Annotated in this window: 22 protein-coding genes and 1 pseudogene; 15 read left to right on the forward strand and 8 right to left on the reverse strand. The window is 66.3% G+C overall.

The features are described from left to right. Positions 1-115: 115 nt before the first annotated feature. The gene (gene urtA / locus RBR52_RS02000) at positions 116-1,357 is read right to left on the reverse strand and encodes an urea ABC transporter substrate-binding protein (RefSeq protein ID WP_320375497.1); all 1,242 of its coding nucleotides are present in this window, start codon (positions 1,355-1,357) and stop codon (positions 116-118) included. Between the two features lie 355 nt (positions 1,358-1,712). Here urtA and ureA point away from each other — a divergent pair, with 355 nt between their 5' ends. From ureA to RBR52_RS02025, 5 genes are all read left to right on the forward strand, one after another. Next, positions 1,713-2,015, forward strand: a complete 303-nt coding sequence (ureA, locus tag RBR52_RS02005; RefSeq protein WP_320375498.1) for an urease subunit gamma — start codon at positions 1,713-1,715, stop codon at positions 2,013-2,015. 11 nt (positions 2,016-2,026) lie between these two features. After that, a complete protein-coding gene (locus RBR52_RS02010; RefSeq protein ID WP_320375499.1) occupies positions 2,027-2,332 on the forward strand; it encodes an urease subunit beta in 306 nt (101 codons plus the stop codon). Further along, positions 2,332-4,074, forward strand: coding sequence for an urease subunit alpha (gene ureC, locus RBR52_RS02015; RefSeq protein WP_320375500.1), 1,743 nt, complete (start codon positions 2,332-2,334; stop codon positions 4,072-4,074). The genes RBR52_RS02010 and ureC overlap by 1 nt, the downstream gene beginning before the upstream one ends. A 101-nt stretch (positions 4,075-4,175) precedes the next feature. Then, entirely contained in the window at positions 4,176-4,418 is a 243-nt protein-coding gene (locus tag RBR52_RS02020) for a MerR family transcriptional regulator (RefSeq protein WP_320375501.1), read from the forward strand. Beyond that, positions 4,415-4,828, forward strand: coding sequence for a PIN domain-containing protein (locus RBR52_RS02025; RefSeq protein WP_320375502.1), 414 nt, complete (start codon positions 4,415-4,417; stop codon positions 4,826-4,828). Before RBR52_RS02020 ends, RBR52_RS02025 begins: the two co-directional genes overlap by 4 nt. Here RBR52_RS02025 and RBR52_RS02030 read toward each other — a convergent pair. Both RBR52_RS02030 and RBR52_RS02035 read right to left on the reverse strand, forming a co-directional pair. Next, positions 4,825-5,208 (reverse strand): type II toxin-antitoxin system death-on-curing family toxin, encoded by a 384-nt coding sequence (locus RBR52_RS02030; RefSeq protein WP_320375503.1) that lies wholly within the window; start codon positions 5,206-5,208, stop codon positions 4,825-4,827. The two genes, RBR52_RS02025 and RBR52_RS02030, sit on opposite strands and share 4 nt — an antisense overlap. Continuing rightward, positions 5,205-5,429 (reverse strand): AbrB/MazE/SpoVT family DNA-binding domain-containing protein, encoded by a 225-nt coding sequence (locus tag RBR52_RS02035; RefSeq protein WP_320375504.1) that lies wholly within the window; start codon positions 5,427-5,429, stop codon positions 5,205-5,207. Before RBR52_RS02035 ends, RBR52_RS02030 begins: the two co-directional genes overlap by 4 nt. A gap of 92 nt (positions 5,430-5,521) precedes the next feature. Between RBR52_RS02035 and ureE the strand changes: the two genes are divergently transcribed. From ureE to RBR52_RS02055, 4 genes are all read left to right on the forward strand, one after another. Continuing rightward, positions 5,522-6,073: an urease accessory protein UreE gene (gene ureE / locus RBR52_RS02040; protein ID WP_320375505.1), complete on the forward strand. Its 552-nt coding sequence runs from the start codon at positions 5,522-5,524 to the stop codon at positions 6,071-6,073. Next, positions 5,979-6,788 carry an urease accessory protein UreF gene (locus RBR52_RS02045; RefSeq protein ID WP_413818281.1) on the forward strand — a complete coding sequence of 270 codons (810 nt, stop codon included), beginning with the start codon at positions 5,979-5,981 and terminating at the stop codon, positions 6,786-6,788. The genes ureE and RBR52_RS02045 overlap by 95 nt, the downstream gene beginning before the upstream one ends. Beyond that, positions 6,785-7,456 carry an urease accessory protein UreG gene (gene ureG, locus RBR52_RS02050; protein WP_320375506.1) on the forward strand — a complete coding sequence of 224 codons (672 nt, stop codon included), beginning with the start codon at positions 6,785-6,787 and terminating at the stop codon, positions 7,454-7,456. The genes RBR52_RS02045 and ureG overlap by 4 nt, the downstream gene beginning before the upstream one ends. A 71-nt stretch (positions 7,457-7,527) precedes the next feature. Continuing rightward, positions 7,528-8,520 carry a HoxN/HupN/NixA family nickel/cobalt transporter gene (locus RBR52_RS02055; protein WP_320375507.1) on the forward strand — a complete coding sequence of 331 codons (993 nt, stop codon included), beginning with the start codon at positions 7,528-7,530 and terminating at the stop codon, positions 8,518-8,520. Positions 8,521-8,600: 80 nt separating this feature from the next. Here the strand turns inward: RBR52_RS02055 and katG are convergent, their stop codons facing one another. Next, complete coding sequence (katG, locus tag RBR52_RS02060; protein WP_320375508.1) at positions 8,601-10,796, reverse strand: catalase/peroxidase HPI; 2,196 nt, start codon at positions 10,794-10,796, stop codon at positions 8,601-8,603. 277 nt (positions 10,797-11,073) lie between these two features. Between katG and RBR52_RS02065 the strand changes: the two genes are divergently transcribed. The 5 genes and pseudogenes from RBR52_RS02065 to queA all read left to right on the forward strand — a co-directional run bounded on the left by RBR52_RS02065 (position 11,074) and on the right by queA (position 15,593). Beyond that, the gene (locus RBR52_RS02065; protein ID WP_320375509.1) at positions 11,074-12,045 is read left to right on the forward strand and encodes a polysaccharide deacetylase family protein; all 972 of its coding nucleotides are present in this window, start codon (positions 11,074-11,076) and stop codon (positions 12,043-12,045) included. 5 nt (positions 12,046-12,050) lie between these two features. After that, positions 12,051-13,235: a GNAT family N-acetyltransferase gene (locus tag RBR52_RS02070; protein ID WP_320375510.1), complete on the forward strand. Its 1,185-nt coding sequence runs from the start codon at positions 12,051-12,053 to the stop codon at positions 13,233-13,235. Then, positions 13,232-13,552 (forward strand): annotated as a pseudogene (locus tag RBR52_RS02075) (glycosyltransferase family 2 protein); the annotation flags it as partial. The gene RBR52_RS02070 and the pseudogene RBR52_RS02075, both read left to right, overlap by 4 nt. Before the next feature lie 305 nt (positions 13,553-13,857). Next, a complete protein-coding gene (locus RBR52_RS02080) occupies positions 13,858-14,265 on the forward strand; it encodes a hypothetical protein (protein WP_320375511.1) in 408 nt (135 codons plus the stop codon). A gap of 110 nt (positions 14,266-14,375) precedes the next feature. Then, positions 14,376-15,593 (forward strand): tRNA preQ1(34) S-adenosylmethionine ribosyltransferase-isomerase QueA, encoded by a 1,218-nt coding sequence (gene queA, locus RBR52_RS02085; RefSeq protein ID WP_320375705.1) that lies wholly within the window; start codon positions 14,376-14,378, stop codon positions 15,591-15,593. Here the strand turns inward: queA and RBR52_RS02090 are convergent. From RBR52_RS02090 to RBR52_RS02105, 4 genes are read right to left on the reverse strand one after another with little or no spacing between them, the layout of a single operon-like run. After that, complete coding sequence (locus tag RBR52_RS02090; RefSeq protein WP_320375512.1) at positions 15,557-16,195, reverse strand: ABC-type transport auxiliary lipoprotein family protein; 639 nt, start codon at positions 16,193-16,195, stop codon at positions 15,557-15,559. The two genes, queA and RBR52_RS02090, sit on opposite strands and share 37 nt — an antisense overlap. After that, positions 16,192-17,160 carry an MlaD family protein gene (locus RBR52_RS02095; protein WP_320375513.1) on the reverse strand — a complete coding sequence of 323 codons (969 nt, stop codon included), beginning with the start codon at positions 17,158-17,160 and terminating at the stop codon, positions 16,192-16,194. Before RBR52_RS02095 ends, RBR52_RS02090 begins: the two co-directional genes overlap by 4 nt. A gap of 4 nt (positions 17,161-17,164) precedes the next feature. After that, entirely contained in the window at positions 17,165-17,962 is a 798-nt protein-coding gene (locus RBR52_RS02100; RefSeq protein ID WP_320375514.1) for an ABC transporter ATP-binding protein, read from the reverse strand. After that, positions 17,959-19,092: an ABC transporter permease gene (locus RBR52_RS02105; protein WP_320375515.1), complete on the reverse strand. Its 1,134-nt coding sequence runs from the start codon at positions 19,090-19,092 to the stop codon at positions 17,959-17,961. The genes RBR52_RS02100 and RBR52_RS02105 overlap by 4 nt, the downstream gene beginning before the upstream one ends. Positions 19,093-19,153: 61 nt before the next feature. Here RBR52_RS02105 and tgt point away from each other — a divergent pair, with 61 nt between their 5' ends. After that, complete coding sequence (gene tgt, locus RBR52_RS02110; RefSeq protein ID WP_320375516.1) at positions 19,154-20,293, forward strand: tRNA guanosine(34) transglycosylase Tgt; 1,140 nt, start codon at positions 19,154-19,156, stop codon at positions 20,291-20,293. Positions 20,294-20,297 lie beyond the last annotated feature (4 nt).

Consider the following 20,297-nt stretch of genomic DNA (forward strand, 5'->3'; position numbering starts at 1 on the left):
ACCCCAACCCTCCCCGCGAGCGGAGAGGGAGCAAACCATCGCGATGTACTGCGATTTGCTCCTCCCCCACGGCGTGGGGGAGGTTGGGAGGGGGAGTGTTTGCGCTGCCCAACGCTCAGGCGTTCTTCGGTTTGGGGATGTAGGGGCTCCACGACTCGCCCGGCACCAGACCCTTGGACTTCCACACCACGTCGAATTGCGCCTTGTCGTTGATCTGGCCGATGAATACCGGCTTGCTCAGGTACTGGTTCTCCAGCACTTCGACGGTGTAGCCATCGGGGGCGGCGAACTTCTGCCCGATCAGCGCCTTGCGCACCGCATCGGTCTTGGTGGACTTGGCCTTCTCCACCGCCTGCTTCCACAGGTGAATACCGATGTAGGACGCTTCCATCGGATCGTCGGTGACCGGATAGTCTTTCAGCTTTTCCTTTTTCACCCAGTCCTGCCACGACTTGACGAACCTGGCGTTGCGCGGATTCTTCAGCGACTCGAAGTAGTTCCACGCGGTGAGCTGTCCCACCAGCGGCTTGACGTCCATACCCGCGATCTCCTGCTCGGCGATGGAGAAGCCGACCACCGGAATGTCGGTGGCCTTGATGCCCTGGTTGCCCAGCTCCTTGTAGAACGGCACATTGGAGTCGCCGTTCACGGTGGAGATCACGCAGGTCGGGCCGGCGGAGGCGAACTTCTTGATGTCGGCGACGATGTTCTGGTAGTTGGAAAAGCCGAACGGCGTATAGACCTCGGCGATGTCTGCGTCCTTCACGCCCTTGGAATGCAGGAAGCCGCGCAGGATGGCGTTGGTCGTGCGGGGGTAGACATAGTCGGTGCCCAGCAGGAAGAAGCGCCTGGCCCCGCCGCCGTCCTTGCTCATGAGGTATTCGGTGGCCGGAATGGCCTGCTGGTTGGGCGCGGCTCCGGTGTAGACCACATGCCTGTTCTGCTCCTGGCCCTCGAACTGCACCGGGTAGAACAGCAGGCCGTTCAACTCGTCGAGCACTGGCAGCACCGACTTGCGCGACACCGAGGTCCAGCAGCCGAAGATCGCGGCGACCTTGTCCTGGCTGATGAGCTGGCGCGCCTTCTCGGCGAACAGCGGCCAGTTGGAGGCGGGGTCGACCACCACCGGCTCGATCATGTGACCGTCAACTCCGCCCGCGGCATTGATCTCGGCGATGGTCATCAGATCCACGTCCTTGAGCGCGGTTTCGGAAATGGCCATGGTGCCCGAGAGCGAATGCAGGATGCCGACCTTGATGGGCGCCTTGCTCGCGGCGATGGCGGGGAAGGGCAGGGTGCTGGCCGCCGCTGCGGCGACGGCGCCGCCAACGGTCTTGAGTGCGGTACGACGATCCATGTGGGGTTTCCTCCAAGGGTGAGAGTGGGTGCAGCGTTGCTTGTGGTGCAAGTCGCGTGCCACGGTTTTGTCCGCCCCCTTCAGTGCGGGGTGACAGTTCGATGACGGTTGGCAAGAACTTGCGCGGCGCGGGCCTGAACACGCTCCACAATCGGGCTGGAGACGCCACGGCGAGCGGGGTCAGAATCGACTTTGGTGCGTTTGCACCAAACCGGGGCGAATCGAGGCCAGGTGTCTGCAGCATGGGCCGCAGGTCTGCTTTTTGCAGCAATACCGGTCTGAACTTTCGCAGCCTTCACTTTCGACGTGGCAACGCGTTAAGCTCGCCTCACCCTTTCCATTTCTTGCGTCGCTCATGGACCTCACCCCCCGCGAAAAAGACAAGCTGCTGATCTTCACCGCCGCGCTGCTGGCCGAACGTCGCAGGGCGCGCGGCCTGAAGCTCAACGTGCCCGAAGCCATCGCCTACATCACCGCCGCGGTGATGGAAGGCGCGCGCGACGGCCGCAGCGTGGCCGAGTTGATGAGCTTCGGCCGCACCCTGCTGACCCGCGACGAGGTGATGGAGGGCGTGGCCGAACTCATTCCCGACATCCAGGTCGAAGCCACCTTCCCCGACGGCACCAAGCTCGTCACCGTGCACCAACCCATCGTCTGAACGGAACTGCCATGATCCCCGGAGAAATCCTTTGTCTCGATGGCGACCTCGTTTTGAACCCCGGCCGCGAGCCCATCACGCTGGTGGTGGAAAACGCGGGCGACCGGCCCATCCAGGTCGGCTCGCACTATCACTTCGCCGAAACCAACCCGGCGCTGCGCTTCGACCGCGCTCGCGCGCGCGGCATGCGCCTGAACATCGCCTCGGGCACCGCGGTGCGCTTCGAGCCGGGGCAGCAACGGACCGTGTCCCTCGTGCCCTTTGCAGGTGATCGGGTGGTCATCGGTTTCCGCCAAGACGTGATGGGGGCGCTGTGATGGCCACGATCTCCCGCCGCGCCTATGCCGAGATGTTCGGCCCCACCGTGGGCGACCGCGTGCGCCTGGCCGATACCGACCTGCTCATCGAAGTGGAAGACGACTACACCCTGCGCGCCGGCGGCTATGGCGAAGAGGTGAAGTTCGGCGGCGGCAAGACCATCCGCGACGGCATGGGCCAGAGCCAGCGCACGCGCGCCGACGGGGCGATGGATCTGGTCATCACCAATGCGCTCATCCTCGATCACTGGGGCATCGTCAAGGCCGACGTGGGCATCCGCGGCCAGCGCATCGCCGCCATCGGCAAGGCGGGCAATCCCGACGTGCAGCCGGGGGTGGACATGGTCATCGGCCCCGGAACGGAAATCCTCGCGGGAGAAGGCCTCATCCTCACCGCCGGCGGCATCGACAGCCACATCCACTTCATCTGCCCGCAGCAGATCGAAGAGGCGCTGATGAGCGGGGTCACCACCATGCTGGGCGGCGGCACGGGACCGGCCACCGGCACCAACGCCACCACCTGCACGCCGGGGCCGGAAAACATCGCCCGCATGCTGCAGGCGGCCGATGCTTTCCCGATGAATCTGGGCTTTCTCGGCAAGGGCAACGCCAGCCAGCCCGCGGCGCTGCGCGAGCAGGTCGAGGCCGGCGCCATCGGCCTGAAGCTGCATGAAGACTGGGGCACGACGCCCGCGGCCATCGACTGCTGCCTCTCGGTGGCCGAAGAAACCGACGTGCAGGTCGCCATCCATACCGACACCCTCAACGAGAGCGGCTTCGTCGAAGACACCATCGCCGCCTTCAAGGGCCGCACCATCCACACCTTCCACACCGAAGGCGCGGGCGGAGGCCATGCGCCCGACATCCTGCGCGTGCTGGGCGAGGCCAGTGTACTGCCGTCAAGCACCAACCCCACGCGGCCCTTCACCGTCAACACCATCGACGAACACCTCGACATGCTGATGGTGTGCCACCACCTCGATGCCAATATTGCCGAAGACCTGGCCTTCGCCGAGAGCCGCATCCGCCGCGAGACCATCGCCGCCGAGGACGTGCTGCACGATCTGGGCGCGATCAGCATCATGTCCAGCGACAGCCAGGCGATGGGGCGCGTGGGCGAAGTCATTCTGCGCACCTGGCAGACCGCGCACAAGATGAAGGCGCAGCGCGGCTGGCTGGCTCCGCCTTCCGGCGCCACAGGTGCGCAGGGCGAGTCCCGCAACGACAACTTTCGCGCCAGACGCTACGTTGCCAAGTACACCCTCAACCCCGCGCTGACTCACGGCATCGCGCACGAGGTCGGCTCCATCGAAGTCGGCAAATGGGCCGACCTGGTGCTGTGGCGCCCGGCGTGGTTCGGCGTGAAGCCGAGCATCATTCTCAAGGGCGGCTTCATCGCCGCCGCGCTGATGGGCGACGCCAACGCCTCGATTCCCACGCCGCAGCCGGTGCACACCCGCCCCATGTTTGGCGCATTCGGCGGCGCGCGCACCGCCACCTCGCTGACCTTCGTTTCGCAGGCCGCGCTGGACGGCGGCATCGCCCGGCAACAGCACCTGCGCAAACCCCTGGTCGCCGTGCGCAACTGCCGCAGCGTCAAAAAATCCGACCTCGTCCACAACGCCTACATCCCACGCATGGAGGTCGACGCGCAGACCTACGAGGTGCGCGCCGACGGCGTGTTGCTCACCTGTGAGCCGGCCGCGATGCTGCCAATGGCGCAGCGATATTTCCTGTTTTGAGACTGCTCGGCCGCGCCCTCCGGCACGATCTCTTGTATTTTTGCATTTCGCACATAAACTGTGTGCACATATTATGTGTGATTTCGACTGGAGCCAACCCAATGAACATCACCCTGGCCGTGGATGAGCAGGTCGCCGAGCGGGCGCGTGTAGCGGCGCAAGCCATGGGCAAGAGTCTGAACCAAGTTGTGCGCGACTATCTGGAGCGCCTTGCCGGGGAGCAGCAACGCGCGGCAGCAGCGGAGGCCTACGCGCAGTCGGCGCTGCAAAGCCCTGGGCGCCTGCGCGGCTGGACCTTCGACCGCGAGCAACTCCATCTGCGCAACGAGGGCGAGCCCCGGTGAATGCGCGCAGTTTCATCGACACCAACGTGCTGCTCTACGCCGACGCGGGCGACGCCGGAGACAAACAGCAAATCGCCATCGGGCTGATCCGCAGCCACATGGTCGAGGCCTCGGGCGTGATCTCGACGCAGGTGCTGCAGGAGTTCGCCGCAGCCGGGTTGCGCAAGCTCGGCTTGCCTGTCGATCTCATCCGCGCCCGCCTGGAATTTTTTGCCGGATTCGATGTGGTCTCTACGTCGCCGCAAGCGATCCTGCAGGCGCTGGACCTGCGGCAACGCTGGAATCTGTCGTTCTACGACGCCCTCATCGTCCAGGCGGCCCAGGCCAGCGGCTGCACCGAACTGTTCACGGAGGACTTGCATGCCGGGGCCATCATCGCCGGGGTGCGTGTGGTCAACCCTTTCGGTTAGCGCGGCAGCAGATGTGCGCGGATCCACACGGCAAAATCATCCTCGGGCATATCGCCGGAGGCGACTGAGAGCATGGTGAGCGTGGCTTCGGCCTGTGTCGCGGCAAGGCGCTGGCCGTTCAGGGCAAGGAACAAACCGACCGCGAGAAAAGCTGCTCGCTTGTTGCCGTCGACGAAAGCATGATTTTTCGCCAGGCCCACCCCATAGGCGGCGGCAAGCGCGGCAAGATCCGGCTCGCCGTAGGCCACCAGATGCAGTGGCCGAGCCAGCGCCGATTCGAGCAGACCTTCATCTCGCAGGCCGGGCGCGCCGCCGTGTTCGGCCAGGCTTTCGTCGTGCAACAGCAGCAGCGCACGCCGGTCGATGAAACGCCAGTTCATTTGGCGAGTTGGTGGAAGGTGTCGCGGTACTCGCGCATGAATTCGCGGCCCAGTTGCAGTTGTTCACCCAGCGCGGGGTCGTAAGGGGTGAGGGTGACGCCATTGGCCGCCTCGGTGACGAACACCGTGTCGCCCTTTTCCAGCCTGAGGCGGGCGAGGAGTTCCTTGGGCAGAATGACGCCGACGGAATTACCGATCTGGGTGAGTTTGAGGGCGGACATGGCGGCTTCCTGGTGGCGAAATAAAGTTATAACAGTTGTTATATTAAACTGATCCCCGATTTCCTGCAAACCGACTCTCCACAAACTCCGCCATGCTCACCGTCAACAAACATCTTCCCGCCGCACGCGGCCTTGCCCCTGCGCTGGTCCAGCGCGCCGCCACGGTCAGCCTCGACTGGGACACGCGCAGCAAAAGCCGCTTCGACGCGCACGACAGCGCGGGCCGCCACCTCGCCGTGTTCCTGCCGCGCGGCACGGTGCTGCGCGGCGGCGACCTGCTGGTGGCTGAAGACGGCTCGATGATCCGCGTGGTCGCCGCGCCGCAGACGGTGCTGCAGGTGCGCGCCTGCCCGGCGCATGGTCTGGCCACCGATCTGCCGCGCGCCGCCTATCACCTGGGCAATCGCCATGTACAGCTCGAAGTGCGGGCCGACTGCCTGCAGTTCGAGCCCGACCCCGTGCTGGCCGACATGCTGCGCCGCATGCACCTGATCGTCACCGAAGTGCAGGCGCCGTTCGAGCCCGAGGCGGGCGCCTATGGAGAGAGTCATGCCCATGCGCATGGTGATGGAGATCGCCCGGCGCATGCCCAAAGCAACGACCACGCGCATTCGCACGAGCAGGATGGGCACGACCACGCCTGAGCCGACCTCGTTGGGCGTGGCGCTCCAGGCCGATGCCTCGGCCGCGCTGCACATGATGTGGCTGTCTTCGCCCGCCCTGCCGGTGGGCGGATTCAGTTACTCGGAGGGGCTGGAAGCGGCGGTGGATGCGGGCCTCGTGTCCGACGAAAACCAGACGCTCGCCTGGCTGCGCGGCCAGTTGCAGCTCACCGTGGCTCGCAGCGAACTGCCCGCGGCCTGCGCCGCCCACGCCGCCTGGGAAGCTGCCGATTCCGCCGCGCTGCAAACCATCCAGACCTGGGTGCTGGCGACTCGCGAGACCTTTGAGTTGCGCCAGCAAAGCCAGCAGATGGGCCGCTCCATGCTGGAGTGGCTGCGCAATCTGCGCCCCGATCACCCCGCGCTGCCGCTGGCCGCGCAACTCGAACCCGCACCCGCCTGGCAGCTGGCCTTCGCCCTGGGTGGCTTGGCGCTGGGGCTGGACGCGCAACACATGGCCCACGCCCTGGCCTTCTCCTGGCTGGAGAACCAGGTGCAGGCGGCGATGCGCGCGGTGCCGCTGGGCCAGAGCAGCGGGCAGCGATTGCTCGCCGCCCTGCTACCCGACATCCCCGCTGCGGTCGAGCAGGCACGAAATCTGCAAGACCGCATGGACGACTGGCAGAGCTTCTCGCCCATGCTGGCCATCCTCAGCAGCCAGCACGAAATCCAATACTCCCGCCTATTCCGCTCATGAACGCACACTCCACCGACACCGCCAGTCCGCTGCATCACATCCCGCGCCGCAGCAAGCGCCTGCCGCCGCTGCGCGTGGGCATCGGCGGTCCGGTGGGCTCGGGCAAGACCACCCTGCTGGAAATGCTGTGCAAGACGATGCGCGAGCGCTACGACCTCGTGGTCGTCACCAACGACATCTACACCAAGGAAGATCAGCGCCTGCTGACGGTGGCCGGCGCGCTGGAGGCCGAACGCATCATGGGTGTGGAAACCGGCGGCTGCCCGCACACGGCCATCCGCGAAGATGCCTCGATCAACCTCGAAGCGGTCGACCGCATGCTGGAGCAGTTTCCCGACGCCGACATCGTGTTCATCGAGTCCGGCGGCGACAACCTGGCCGCCACCTTCAGCCCGGAGCTCAGTGACCTGACGATCTACGTCATCGACGTGGCCGGCGGCGAGAAGATTCCGCGCAAGGGCGGGCCTGGCATCACCAAGAGCGATCTGTTCGTCATCAACAAGACCGATCTGGCCCCGCACGTGGGCGCCAACCTCGACGTGATGCGCGCCGACACCGAGCGCATGCGTCCGGGCAGACCCTATGCCATGACCAACCTCAAGACCCTCGACGGGCTGGAGGCGGTGGTGCGGTTCATCGAAACCAAGGGATTGCTGCAGCCGGCGTGATGGCGCGGCGCAGAAGCTCCCCACCCCAACCCTCCCCGCAAGCGGGGAGGGAGAGAACGCACTTTCCTCGCTTGCCCGGTGGTTTCGACCGCCGCGTACTCAGCGCCACCGGCTTCACCCTGCTGGCCCTGCATCTCGCCGCATGGGGCTGGCTGCTGGCGTTGCTGCCCGGTCACCCGGCGCTGCTGGGCATCGGCCTGCTGGCCTATTTTCTCGGCCTGCGCCATGCCTTCGACGCCGACCACATCGCCGCCATCGACAACGTCACGCGCAAGCTGCGTCAGGACGGCCAGAGACCGGTGGCGGTCGGCCTGTTTTTCTCGCTGGGGCACAGCGGCGTGGTCGTGCTGCTGTCGGCAATGGTGGCGCTGCTGGCGCGCGACGCCCATGCCTTCATGCGGACTGCCGGCGTGGCGGGCGGGTGGATCGGCACGCTGGTCTCCGCCGCCTTCCTCACCCTGATCGGGCTGGTGAATCTGGCCCTTTTCCGTCGCCTGCTGCGTCTGCTTCTGGCCGCGCGCCGGGGTGAGGTCGTGAGTCAGGCCGCCGTCGAGCGCTTGCTGGCGCAACGCGGCGGCGTGAGCCGATGGTTTCACGCGGTGTATGCCCGCATTCGCGCCAGTTGGCAGATGCTGCCGCTGGGATTTCTTTTCGGCCTGGGCTTCGATACGGCGACCGAAGTGGCGGTGCTGGGACTTTCCGCGGCGTTCGCCCAGCACAGTCATTTTCCGGTGTGGGGCGTGCTGGTTTTTCCCCTGCTGTTTGCCGCCGGCATGAGTCTGATGGATACCCTGGACGGCCTGGCCATGCTCAAAGTCTATGACTGGGCCATGCAGGACGCCGCGCGCAAGCTGGGCTTCAACGTGGTCATCACCGGGCTGTCGGTCTTGGTCGCGCTTGTCATCGGCGGGGTGGAGTGGCTGCAATGGCTCGGCGAGCATGCAGGCGTTACGGGATCTCTGTGGGCAGGGCTGGAGTCGCTCGACTTCTCCGCCATCGGACTGGCCGTGACGGCGCTGTTGCTGGGCACCTGGGTGCTTGCGTGGCGTCACTACCGCGCATGAAAAGAGTCGAGACGAGCCCGGCGAAGTCCAGCCAGCCGGTCTCGTTGCCTCGACCGGCTGCCTCAAGGTTCGGATCGGATTCAGGCCAGATCGAAGCGGTCCAGATTCATCACCTTGCCGAAGGCCGCGGCGAAGTCGTGCGCGAACTTGGGCTGCGCATCGCTGGCGGCATACACCTCGGCAATGGCGCGCAACTGGGCGTTCGAGCCGAACACCAGATCAACCGTGGTGGCCGTCCACTTCAGCGCCCCGGTCTTGCGGTCGCGGCCTTCCATCACGCCCTCGGTGGCGGTGCGCTCCCACTTCGTGCCCATGTCGAGCAGGTTGACGAAAAAGTCGTTGCTCAGGGTTTCCGGTCGGTGGGTGAACACGCCATGCCTGCTGCCGCCGACGTTGGCGCCCAGCGCACGCAGGCCGCCGATCAGCACGGTCATTTCGGGCGCGCTCAGGTTCAACAGTTGCGCCTTGTCCACCAGCAGCTCGGCGGCATATCCGGCATAACCCTTGCGGCTGTAGTTGCGAAAGCCGTCGGCCTTGGGTTCGAGCACGGCGAACGAGTCCACATCGGTCTGTTCCTGCGTGGCGTCGGTGCGTCCGGGCGAGAACGGTACCTTGACTTCGACCCCGGCCTTCTTTGCCGCTGCTTCCACCGCCGCGCAGCCGCCCAGCACGATCAGGTCGGCCAGTGAAACCTTCTTGCCGCCGGCGGCCTGCGCGTTGAACTCCTTCTTGAGGGTTTCGAGTGTGGTCAGCACCCTGGCCAGCTCGGCCGGTTGATTGGCTTCCCAGTCTTTTTGCGGTGCCAGGCGGATGCGCGCGCCGTTGGCCCCGCCGCGCTTGTCGCTGCCGCGGAAGGTCGAGGCCGAGGCCCAGGCGGTGCGCACCAGTTCGGAGATGGACAGCCCGCAGGCGAGCAGCCTGGCCTTGAGCGCGGCAATGTCGGCGGCGTCGATCAGCGGATGATCGACGGCGGGCACCGGGTCTTGCCAGATCAGCACTTCCTTGGGCACGAGCTTGCCGAGGTAGCGGCTGCGCGGCCCCATGTCGCGGTGGGTGAGCTTGAACCAGGCGCGGGCGAAGGCGTCGGCGAATTCGTCGGGATGGGCGAGGAAGTGGCGCGCGATGTTTTCATAGGCCGGGTCCATGCGCAGGGCCATGTCGGCGTCGGTCATGATGATCGGCACCTTTTTGCCCGGATCGTCCGCCGCCGGGGCCATGTTGCGGTCGTTGTGTTCCCTGGGCGTCCACTGATTGGCGCCCGCGGGGCTCTTGGTCGAGACCCATTCGTTGCCGAACAGCACTTCGAGATAGCTCATGTCCCACTGCGTCGGTGTGGGTGTCCACGAGCCTTCGAGTCCGCTGCCGATCTGGTCGCCGCCCTTGCCGCTCTTGTAGCTGCTGATCCAGCCCAGCCCCATTTGCTCCACCGGCGCTGCTTCGGGCTCCGGGCCGACGTGGGAGGCAGGCCCGGCGCCGTGACACTTGCCGAAGGTGTGCCCCCCGGCGGTGAGGGCCACGGTCTCATAGTCGTTCATCGCCATGCGGGCGAAGGTCTCGCGCACCATCTGCGCAGAAACGAGCGGATCGGGCTTGCCGCCGGGTCCTTCGGGATTCACGTAGATCAGGCCCATCTGCACGGCGGCCAGAGGGTTCTCGAATTGCTCCGCCTGGGTGCCCTGACGCTGGTCGTCGAGCCACTTGCCCTCCGAGCCCCAATACACCGACTCGTCAGGCTCCCACTGGTCGGGGCGGCCACCGGCGAAGCCGAAGGTCTTGAACCCCATGCTCTCCAGCGCCACGTTGCCCGCGAGCACCAGCAGATCGGCCCACGACAGCTTGTTGCCGTATTTCTGTTTCACCGGCCACAGCAGGCGGCGCGCCTTGTCGAGGTTGACGTTGTCGGGCCAACTGTTGAGCGGGGCGAAGCGCTGCTGGCCGTGACCGGCGCCGCCGCGGCCGTCGCCGATGCGGTAGGTGCCCGCCGCGTGCCATGCCATGCGGATGAACAGCGGGCCGTAGTGGCCGTAATCGGCGGGCCACCAGTCCTGCGAATCGGTCATCAGCGCCTTGAGGTCGTCGACCACGGCGTCGAGATCGAGGGTCTTGAACGCCTGGGCGTAGTCGAAGTCCGCACCCATGGGGTTGGATTTTTCGGATTGCTGCTGCAGCATGCCCAAGTTGAGCTGGTTCGGCCACCAATCGGCGTTGCTCACCGCACCGGCGACGGTCTGGGTGTGCGTGCTGTGCGCCACCGGGCATTTCAGTTCGTTCGACATGGTCTGAATCTCCTTTGGGGTTGAGGATCGCGCTTGCGAGTGCGATGGACACAGCTTAGGCCGGGAAAATTGAAAAGGACAATTGAAAGTTGCAATGCGATTGATTAAATAAAACTAGACTGTTCGCTGCCGTCGTTTGTTTCATCCATCGATCCGGGGGGAAAGGATTCTTTACAGGTGTCATGATTCGTATAGTGTTCAGGGTAAGGCGGATCGAACCATGACGCGCCCTTTTTGGGGATGGAAATGATTGGCACGGCAAGCGACCATTGCTCACATGGCTGATTCCTCTGCTCCCGGCATGCTGAAAAATTACGCGCGCACCTCCGCCCTGGCGGTGGCGTGGAGAAGTGGCGCGTCGCATTGGCTTGCGCATCGCCGTCCGGCGCGTCGCATCCTCATGCTGCACGGCGTGGGGACGAGCCAGATGTCGGCAGCAGATCTGCACCGTGTGATGGCGTGGCTGAAGCAGCACTACGACATCGTGGCATTCGACGTCATGGTGCGCGATATTCTGAGCGGCGAGCCTGCGCCCGCCGGGGCGGGCCGCAGCCAGCTCGCCATCACCTTCGATGACGGGCTGTGCAATCAATATCGCATCGCCGGGCCCATCCTCCAGCAGCTCGAAATCCCGGCGACGATTTTTGTCTGCCCCGGCCTGGTGGATGCGGGACAGTGGATGTGGAACCACGAGGCGCGCGCCCGGCTGCAGCGCCTGTCCCACGCCGGGCTGATGGAATGTGCGCAGACCTTGAATTCGCCCGCGCATCATCTGGAAGGCGTCATTGCCTGGATGAAAACGCTGTCCCTGACGCAGAGGCGGCATGCGCAGGCCATTCTGCGCGATTGCACCCCTGGCTTCATGCCCACCGACGCGGAGCACGAGGCCTACGACATGATGAGCTGGGACGAGGTTCGCGCCTGCGACCAGGGCAAGCTGTCGATCGGGTCGCACACCATGACCCACCCCATCCTGCCGACCCTGAGCGAAGATGAAATCGAGCATGAACTGCATGACAGCCGTGAGCGCCTGGAGGCCGAGCTGGGTCGAAGCGTCGATCTGTTTTGCTATCCCAATGGGTCGGAGGACGAGCGCGTGCGAAGAATCGCCCGCTCGATCTACCGCGCCGCCGTGACCACCGAAGAGGGTACGGTGTCCGCCGGGGTCGATCCGATCGCCATCCCCCGCATTCCCGTCACCTCGCATCTTCCGCTGCTCGCCTGGCGCATGCATCGGCCCTGGGCGTGATGGTGATGACTTCGCATGAGGCGATGCAGATCGAGCTCGTCACCTCGACGTCGGGCTTCGACGCCCTGGAGCCCGAGTGGCGTGCCATCGAGGGCCTGACCCCGCGCAACAGCCTGTTCCTCGGTTGGGATTGGCAGCGCCTGTGGTGGTCGCATTACGGACAGGGGCGGCATCTGAGGATTCTCGTGGCACGCCTCGGCGGACGGGCCGTGGGCATTTTTCCGCTGTACCTGGAGACGCACCGCGCATACAAGATCCTGCGGGTGCGCAAGCTCAGGCCGATAGGTGCTGGCGGCGATACCGCGCCAGACGATCTGGGCATGCTGTTCGATCCTGTCCATGAACACGCCGTGGCCAGAGCGTTCGTCGATCATGTGCTCAACCACGTTCATGACTGGCAGCTGCTCGATCTCGTCGATCTGCCCGCCGATTCAGCCTTGCTGGCTTGCTGGACGCAGCAAAGCACGCAGATTTCAGGCTCGATCGTGCGCACGACGGTGAACCGCATCATTTTTGGCGATTTGCCGCCAGACTGGGACCGCTATCGCCAGGGCCTCAGTCGCAATCGACGCGAGGTTTTGGGCCGCAAGCGCCGAAAATTTGAAGCGCAGCCAGATGCGCGTTTTTTTCAGATCCACCAAGACGCGCAGATAGATTCGGCGTTCGAGCGGCTCGCCGAGATGCATCGGCAGCGTTGGCAGGGGCGCACCGAAGAACCCAGCTTCACCTCGCCACAGTACCTGGGATTCCACCGGGCCCTCATGCATGCCCTGCTGGCGCAGGGCAGGTTGCGCTTGTACGGGCTGCAGATGAATGCTCAGACCATTGCCATGTTCTACGGCTTTCGCAATGGCGCGACGCTTTACTACTTTCAGGCGGGATTCGATCCCAAGCACCTTGCGCTCAGTCCGGGCGAAGTGCTCATGGCTTATGTCATCGAAGCGGCCATTGCGGAAAAATGCACTCACTTTGACATGCTCAAGGGCGATTACGGCCACAAGCGGCATTTCTTCCAGCAGACCCGGGAAACGCTTGGTTTGCGGGTCTACCGCCCTGGTCTGATCTGCTGGCTTTACCAGGTCAAGGCGCGGCTTGCGGGCAATCGCGTACCGGCTGAACCTGCCGATCACATCGACGCCGCGCAGACCAAGCTCACCGCCAGCCCCATTGCCGAGTCGCCTACCCAATGAATACCGACCCGCAAGCCTTGGTTTCCGTGGTCATCCCGGCGTATAACGCCAGCGGCACCCTTGCGCAAACACTCGACAGTCTGTTTGCCCAGACGCACACCAACCTCGATGTCGTGGTCGTGGACGACGGCTCCACCGATGGCACGGCAAAGCTCCTGGAGGCTTATGCGGGGCGAGTGCGCGTGATCCGGCAGGCCAACGCGGGTATTGCCGTGGCGAGGAATGTGAGCGTGCAGGCGGCACGGGGCGAATACATCGCACTGCTCGATGCCGACGATCTGTGCCGGCCGGATCGCATCGCGATGCAACTGCGCTATCTCCAGTCGCATCCAGACATCCTGCTCTGCAGTTCCGACTTTGGCGCCTTCGACGCAACCGGCCCCTTGGCGCCCGCCTCTTACTGCGGCGTCTATTACAGCCGTTGCAGTGCGCGGCGCGGCGGCGTGCGGGCGCGATATCCGCATGAGGAAACCTTTGACTTGCTGCACCAGGAGCGCGCCCGGCAGAACGGTCAGGACGCCATTGCGGTCTACTGGGGAGAGGTTCACGACGAATTGGTGCAGGGCAATTTCATCCATCCACCCACGGTCATGTTCCGCAGGGCCGCGCTGCAAGTGCCGGAATGTTCGATACCGACATCAAGATCGTCTGCGAGTGGGAATGGTTCGTGCGCGTGGCCCGCGTCGGCCCCGTGGCGCATCTTGACATCCCGCTGCTGGATTACCGGCGCAGCGCCACTCAGATTTCCTCCAGTCCGCGCACGGCGCTGGATTCGCTTGCGGTCGCCAGGAAAATCTATGCGCGCGAGAGCGAGCTCGGACGGCGCCGCGATCGCCGCGTGCGGCGTCACCTGGGGGCGCTCAGCCTCAGCGCGGCCGACATGCTGGCCGAGCTTCAGCCCCAAGCGGCCATCGGCCTGCTGGCCAGCAGCGTGTTCGCCTACCACACCTTCAAGAGTCAGACATTGCGAACCTTGTTTAAGATCATCGCTCCATCCGGGCTGCTCGATATTCTGCGGCGCGCCCGCTGACTCGCGCGGCGGGCGCCGCATGCGTGGCTGCAACCGGCCTCTTGCCTCGCTCCACTTCCCATTCGATGACTCCTCCTCTTGTCCGCGATGCCGCGGGAGAGCCGGGTGCGATGCCGCCCGGTCTCTGCGCAGACGATTTCGATTTCCACCTGCCTGCCGAACTGATCGCCCAGCATCCCCCGGCGCAGCGCGGCGACAGTCGGCTGCTCGATGCGGGCAGCCCACCCGCGCTGATCGACCGCGGCTTTCGCGAGTTGCCCGGCCTGCTGCGCCCGGGCGATCTGGTGGTGTTCAACGACACCCGGGTGATTCCAGCGCGACTGTGGGGCTTCAAGGCGGCGGACGATGCCGGCGCCGCTCGGGGCGGTGCGGTGGAAGTGCTGGTCGAGCGGGTACGCGCGGGCCGCCGGGTCTGGGCGCATGTGCGGGCGAGCAAGTCGCCCAAGCCGGGCCAGATCCTCTGGCTGGGCGCGGCACGGCCGGATGAGCAGCCAGCCCGTGACGGTGCGAAGCAGGGCGCTGGGTTCGCCGTTCGCACCGTGGGCCGGGCCGGGCCGGATGGCGGCCTGTTCGAGCTGGAGTTTCCCGCCGAACCGCTGGCCTTGCTGCAGCAGTATGGCGCGGTGCCCCTGCCGCCCTATATCACCCACGCGCCGGACGATGACGATGCGCAGCGCTACCAGACGGTGTATGCGCAGCATCCCGGCTCGGTGGCCGCGCCCACGGCGGGTCTGCATTTCGACGACGACATCCTGGCGAGAATCGATGCGATGGGGGTGCAGCGCGCGGCCGTGACCCTGCACGTCGGCGCGGGCACGTTTCAGCCGGTGCGGGTGAACGATCTGCGCCAGCACACCATGCACAGCGAGTGGTACACCGTGCCGCAGGCCACCGCGCAGGCGATTGCGCAGGTGCAGGCGCGGCAGGCCGAGGCGCGCGCCACAGGCCGGATGCGCGCCGCCCCGCGCGTGGTCGCGGTGGGCACGACGGCCTTGCGCGCGCTCGAATCGGCGGCGCTGGCAGCCGAGGCGGACGCAGCGCCGTTCGGCACGGTGCTGCCGGGTGCGCGCGAAACCGCGCTGTTCATCACGCCGGGCTATCGCTTTCGCGTGGTGGACGCGCTGCTGACCAATTTCCACCTGCCCAGGTCCACGCTGCTGATGCTGGTATCGGCCTTCGCCGGCATGGAGACGATACGCGCGACCTATGCCCATGCGATTGCGCAGCGCTACCGCTTTTTCAGCTACGGCGACGCGATGTGGCTGACGCGCAGCGACGGGTCCGGGGGCGCTCAGGGCTGCGAGGCCGCCACCGCCGCGCGGGTGTGATCGACGATGCCCTCGATCGCCTGATCCAGCAGGATCTGCGCGCCCTGCGCGAAGTGCGCGGCGTCGTTCACCGCAATCGGCTGGCTGCCGTCGAAATGCCAATGCGCGGCAATGCGGTGGGTGCGCGTATTCGCCAGTACGCAGGTCAGGCCGAGATGCACAGTGCCCCGCTGCGACCGAACATCATGCTCCAGCCGGTTCAGATCGCAGTGCAGCGCCCACGGCGCGTTCACCAGCACCGATTGCCGCTGTACCGCGCTGACCCAGGGCTGGCGGCTGAGGGCGCTTGCGATGGCCTGGCCGACGAGCTGCGCCGGGGGCGCGAGCCAGCGACTGTCGCGGTAGGGCTCCAGAGTGTCCGGGCTGCGGCTGTACATCATGGAGGCCGACTCAAACCCGGCGCTGGCGCGCACCGGCCGCAGTTGAATCACCGTGGGCTGCGGCAGCGGCGCGGTGCGGATGTCGGGGGCGGTCAGGCGATAGGTCTGCTGTACCGGCGCGCGGCCCGCTGGCAGGGCGCAGGCGGACAGCGCCAGGCTGCCCAACACCAGCCCGGCGGCCAGCACGCCGCGGCGTAGCGGCCTGGGAAGGAACGTAGTCATCGTGATTCTCCCGGGCCCGGCGGCGGCAGGGCCGGGCCATAAAGCAGTTGGCTGGGATCGGCTTTGAGGTTTTCGGCCAGGGCGCCGAGCTGGCTGCTGAGCTGCTGCAGATTGCGCACCAGCGCGTCCACTTCGGGCAGGGTGCGGGTCTGCAGTTGGTTCATGGCCTGCGCCCCGGCGGTGGTGAAGGCGGTGGTGGTGGCGCCCGCCTGCGCGACGCTGTTGGCGGCGGCGCCGATTTGCGGCATCACGGCGCCGAGCTGCGCCGTCACGCCGTCGAGCCGCTGCACCAGCGCCTGGCTCTGCCGCATCAGCGTGCTGCCCTGCGCGCTCATCTGCACCAGATTGGCGCTGGTCTGGCGGGCGTTGGCAAACGTCTGGTCGATGTTGGTCTGGTTGGCTGCCAGCGTGCTGGAGAGCGTCTGCAGATTGCGCAGCGTGTCGCTGATCGACTGCACATTGGCCGGGCTGAGCAGCGCGTCCACCCGCTGGCTGATGCGCGCCAGGGTGATGGCCGCATCGTTGATGCCGCCCTCGATCTGCGTGAACACCGAGGGCTTGTAGGGAATGACGGGCTCGGGCTCGCCCGGCGGCGTGGGCAGCGGTGTGGATGAGGCGCCGCCGATGAGGTTGACCGCCGACAGCCCGGTGACGCCCAGCGGACTGAGCTGGGCCACGGTGTCGCTGCGGATGGGCACGTTGCGGTCGATATCCACCTCGATGCGGATGAGCGCAGGGTTTTTCGGGTCGATCTCGATGCTCGCCACCTTGCCGACGGTGACGCCGCGGTACAGCACATTGCTGTCGGTCTTCAGGCCGCTGACGTTGTCGGTGGCGTAGATCAGGTAGGGCCGGGTCGGGATTTGCTGGCCGCCGGTGGCCAGCCACCACGCCAGGCCGCCGAGCAGCGCGCCCAGCAGCACCACGAACAGGCCGACGGCGGTGTAATTGACTTTGGATTCCATGCGATCAACCCCGTGTTGTCATTGCGTGCGTCGCTTCCTGCAGATAGGCCGCCGAACGGCTGCCGCGGAAGTAGGCGGCGAGTTCCGGTTCGTCGCGCCGCGCCAGCTCCGCAGCCGGGCCGACCGCCAGCATTTTGTTGCGGGCGAGAAAGGCCACGGTGTCGCTGCCATGCCAGATCGAATCGAGATCGTGCGTGACCTGCAGTATGGTCAGGCCCAGCAGATCGCGCAGCTCGCGGATGAGCTGATCGAACGCCGCGCCGGCGATCGGGTCCAGCCCCGAGGTCGGCTCGTCGAGCACCAGCAGTTCCGGGTCGAGCGCCAGCGCGCGCGCCAGCGCGGCGCGCTTGACCATGCCGCCCGAGAGTTCGGCCGGATACTTGTGCGCCGCGTCGGCCGGCAGCCCGGCCAGGCCGATCTTGAGCATGCCCAGCTCGGGCAGCAGGCGCCGGTCCACCAGTCCCTGCTCGCGCAGCGGCAGCAGCACGTTTTCCAGCACCGTCAGCCCGGTGAACAGCGCCCCGCCCTGGAACAGCACGCCGATGCGCTGGCGCAGCGCCTGCCGCTGCGCATCGCCTGCGGCCAGCGCGTCCACACCGAACAGCCTGAGCGTGCCGGCGCTGGGCGCGCGCAGCAACAGCAGGCTGCGCACCAGCACCGTCTTGCCCGAGCCCGATCCGCCCACCAGCGCCATGATGACGCCGCGCGGCACCGCCAGGTTCAGCCCGTCATGCACCACCACGTCGCCAAAGCGGTTGACGATGCCCTGGGCGTCGATGACCAGATCGGCGGGCGGTTTCATAGATGCAGCAGGTTGTAGAGCACCGAAAAACTGGCGTCGATCACGATCACCAGGAAGATGGCCTGCACCACGCTCACCGTCGTGGCGCGGCCCACCGCTGCCGCGCTGCCCGACACGCGCAGGCCCTGCATGCAGCCCACCAGCGCGATGACCACGGCGAATACCGGTGCCTTCACCAGGCCGAGCATCAGCATCTTCAGCCCCACCACCTGTGGAATGCGCGCGATGTATTCGCTCAGCGGCACGCCATAACCGACGGCGGCCACCAAGCCGCCGCCCGCCAGCCCCATGACATCGGCAAACAGCGCCAGCAGCGGCAGGGTGATGATGAGGGCGATGACCTTGGGCAGCACCAGCATGTCGAAGGGCGACAGCCCCAGCGCGCGCAGCGCGTCCACCTCCTCGGTGATGCGCATGGTGCCGATCTGCGCGGTGTAGGACGAGCCGGTGCGCCCCGCCACCAGAATGGCGGCCAGCAGCGGCCCGAGTTCGCGCAGGGTGATGATGGACACCAGATTGACGATGAGGATGTTGGCGCCGTAGGTCTCCAGCGTGGCTCCGGCCTGATAGGCCATGACCATGCCGATGAGAAAGGACAGCAGGCCGATGATGCCCAGCGCGCGCAGCCCCGCCGCGTCGATTTCGTGAATGACTTCGCGCCAGCGCATCCGCCAGGGTTGCAGCAGCAGCGGCGCGCCACGCCACACCAGTTCGCCGATGAAGGCCAGCAGGGCGCGCAATTCGTCCAGCGCCATCAGCGCGGCGCGGCCGATGTCGCCCAGCAGCCCCAGGCGGCGCGCGGCGGGCGGCAGCGCCAGCGCGCGCCGGCGCACCAGATCGAGCAATTGCTGCTGAGAAGCGTTCAGGCCGCTGACATCCACCGTGGCCCCGGCGCCTTGCCATTGCGCCATGCTGCGCACCAGCAGCAGCGCGCCGCTGGTGTCGAGCTTGGCGCCGCTGGCGTCGAGGGCGATGTGCCGCGTGCCTGCGGGCGGGCGAGTGTCCGGCTCGCGCGTCAGGCCGCGCGCGTTCCACTCGCCCTGAAGGCGGCATACGCGTCGCTCGGACGCGCCCGCTTGCGCCGCCCAGGTCAGGGCGGCGGGAGCGGCGGCAGTGGAAGGCGCGGTCATGGCGGTGCATAGGTTAGCCGATCAGTCGGCCAGAAGGAGCAAGTCTGAAACAATGCCGCCCATGCTGCAATTCACCGTTCACCACACCGCTGGCCTTGCCCGCCGTGGCACGCTCATACTCCATCATGGCACCATCGATACGCCGCAATTCATGCCGGTGGGCACCTACGGCACCGTCAAGGGCATCACGCCCGACGGTCTCAGGCAGGCCGGGGCGCAGATCATCCTGGGCAACACCTTCCACCTCTGGCTGCGTCCGGGGCTGGAGGTCGTGCGGCAATTCGGCGGGCTGCACCGCTTCATCGGCTGGGACGCGCCCATCCTCACCGACAGCGGCGGCTTTCAGGTGTGGAGCCTGGGGGCGATGCGCAGAATCAGCGAGGAAGGCGTGCGATTCGCCTCGCCGGTCAACGGCGACAAGCTCTTCCTCACCCCCGAGGTGAGCATGCAGATCCAGACCGTGCTCAATTCCGACATCGTCATGCAGTTCGACGAATGCACGCCCTACGACGTCGATCGCAGCGGGCAAAGGCACCTCACCACCGAGGCCGAGGCGCGCGCCTCGATGGAGCTTTCGCTGCGCTGGGCCGCGCGCTGCAAGACCGAGTTCGCGCGGCTGCAAAACCCCAACGCCCTGTTCGGCATCGTCCAGGGCGGCCTGTTCGAGCCTTTGCGCGACGCCTCGATCGACGCCCTCGCCGCGCTCGATTTGCCCGGCTACGCCATCGGCGGCCTGAGCGTGGGCGAGCCGAAAGACGACATGCTGCGCCTGCTGCGCCACACCGCGCCGCGCCTGCCGGCCGACAAGCCGCGCTATCTCATGGGCGTGGGCACGCCCGAAGACCTGGTCGACGGCGTTGCTGCTGGCATCGACCTGTTCGACTGCGTCATGCCCACGCGCAACGCGCGCAACGGCCATCTGTTCACCCGCTACGGCGATCTGCGCATCCGCAACGCCCGCTTCAAGCTCGATGAACGCCCGCTCGACGAGACCTGCACCTGCCCCACCTGCCGGCAGTTCTCGCGCGCCTACCTGCACCACCTCGACCGCTGCGGCGAGATGCTCTACGGCATGCTCGCCACCACCCACAATCTGCACTACTACCTGCAACTCATGCGCGAGATGCGCGCCGCGCTCGACGCCGGTACGTTCGACGCCTTCGTCGCCCGGTTCCGCGCCGACCGGACGCGGGGGGTGTGATCGG

Source organism: Thiomonas sp. (genome assembly GCF_034007205.1).
Taxonomy (GTDB): domain Bacteria; phylum Pseudomonadota; class Gammaproteobacteria; order Burkholderiales; family Burkholderiaceae_C; genus Thiomonas.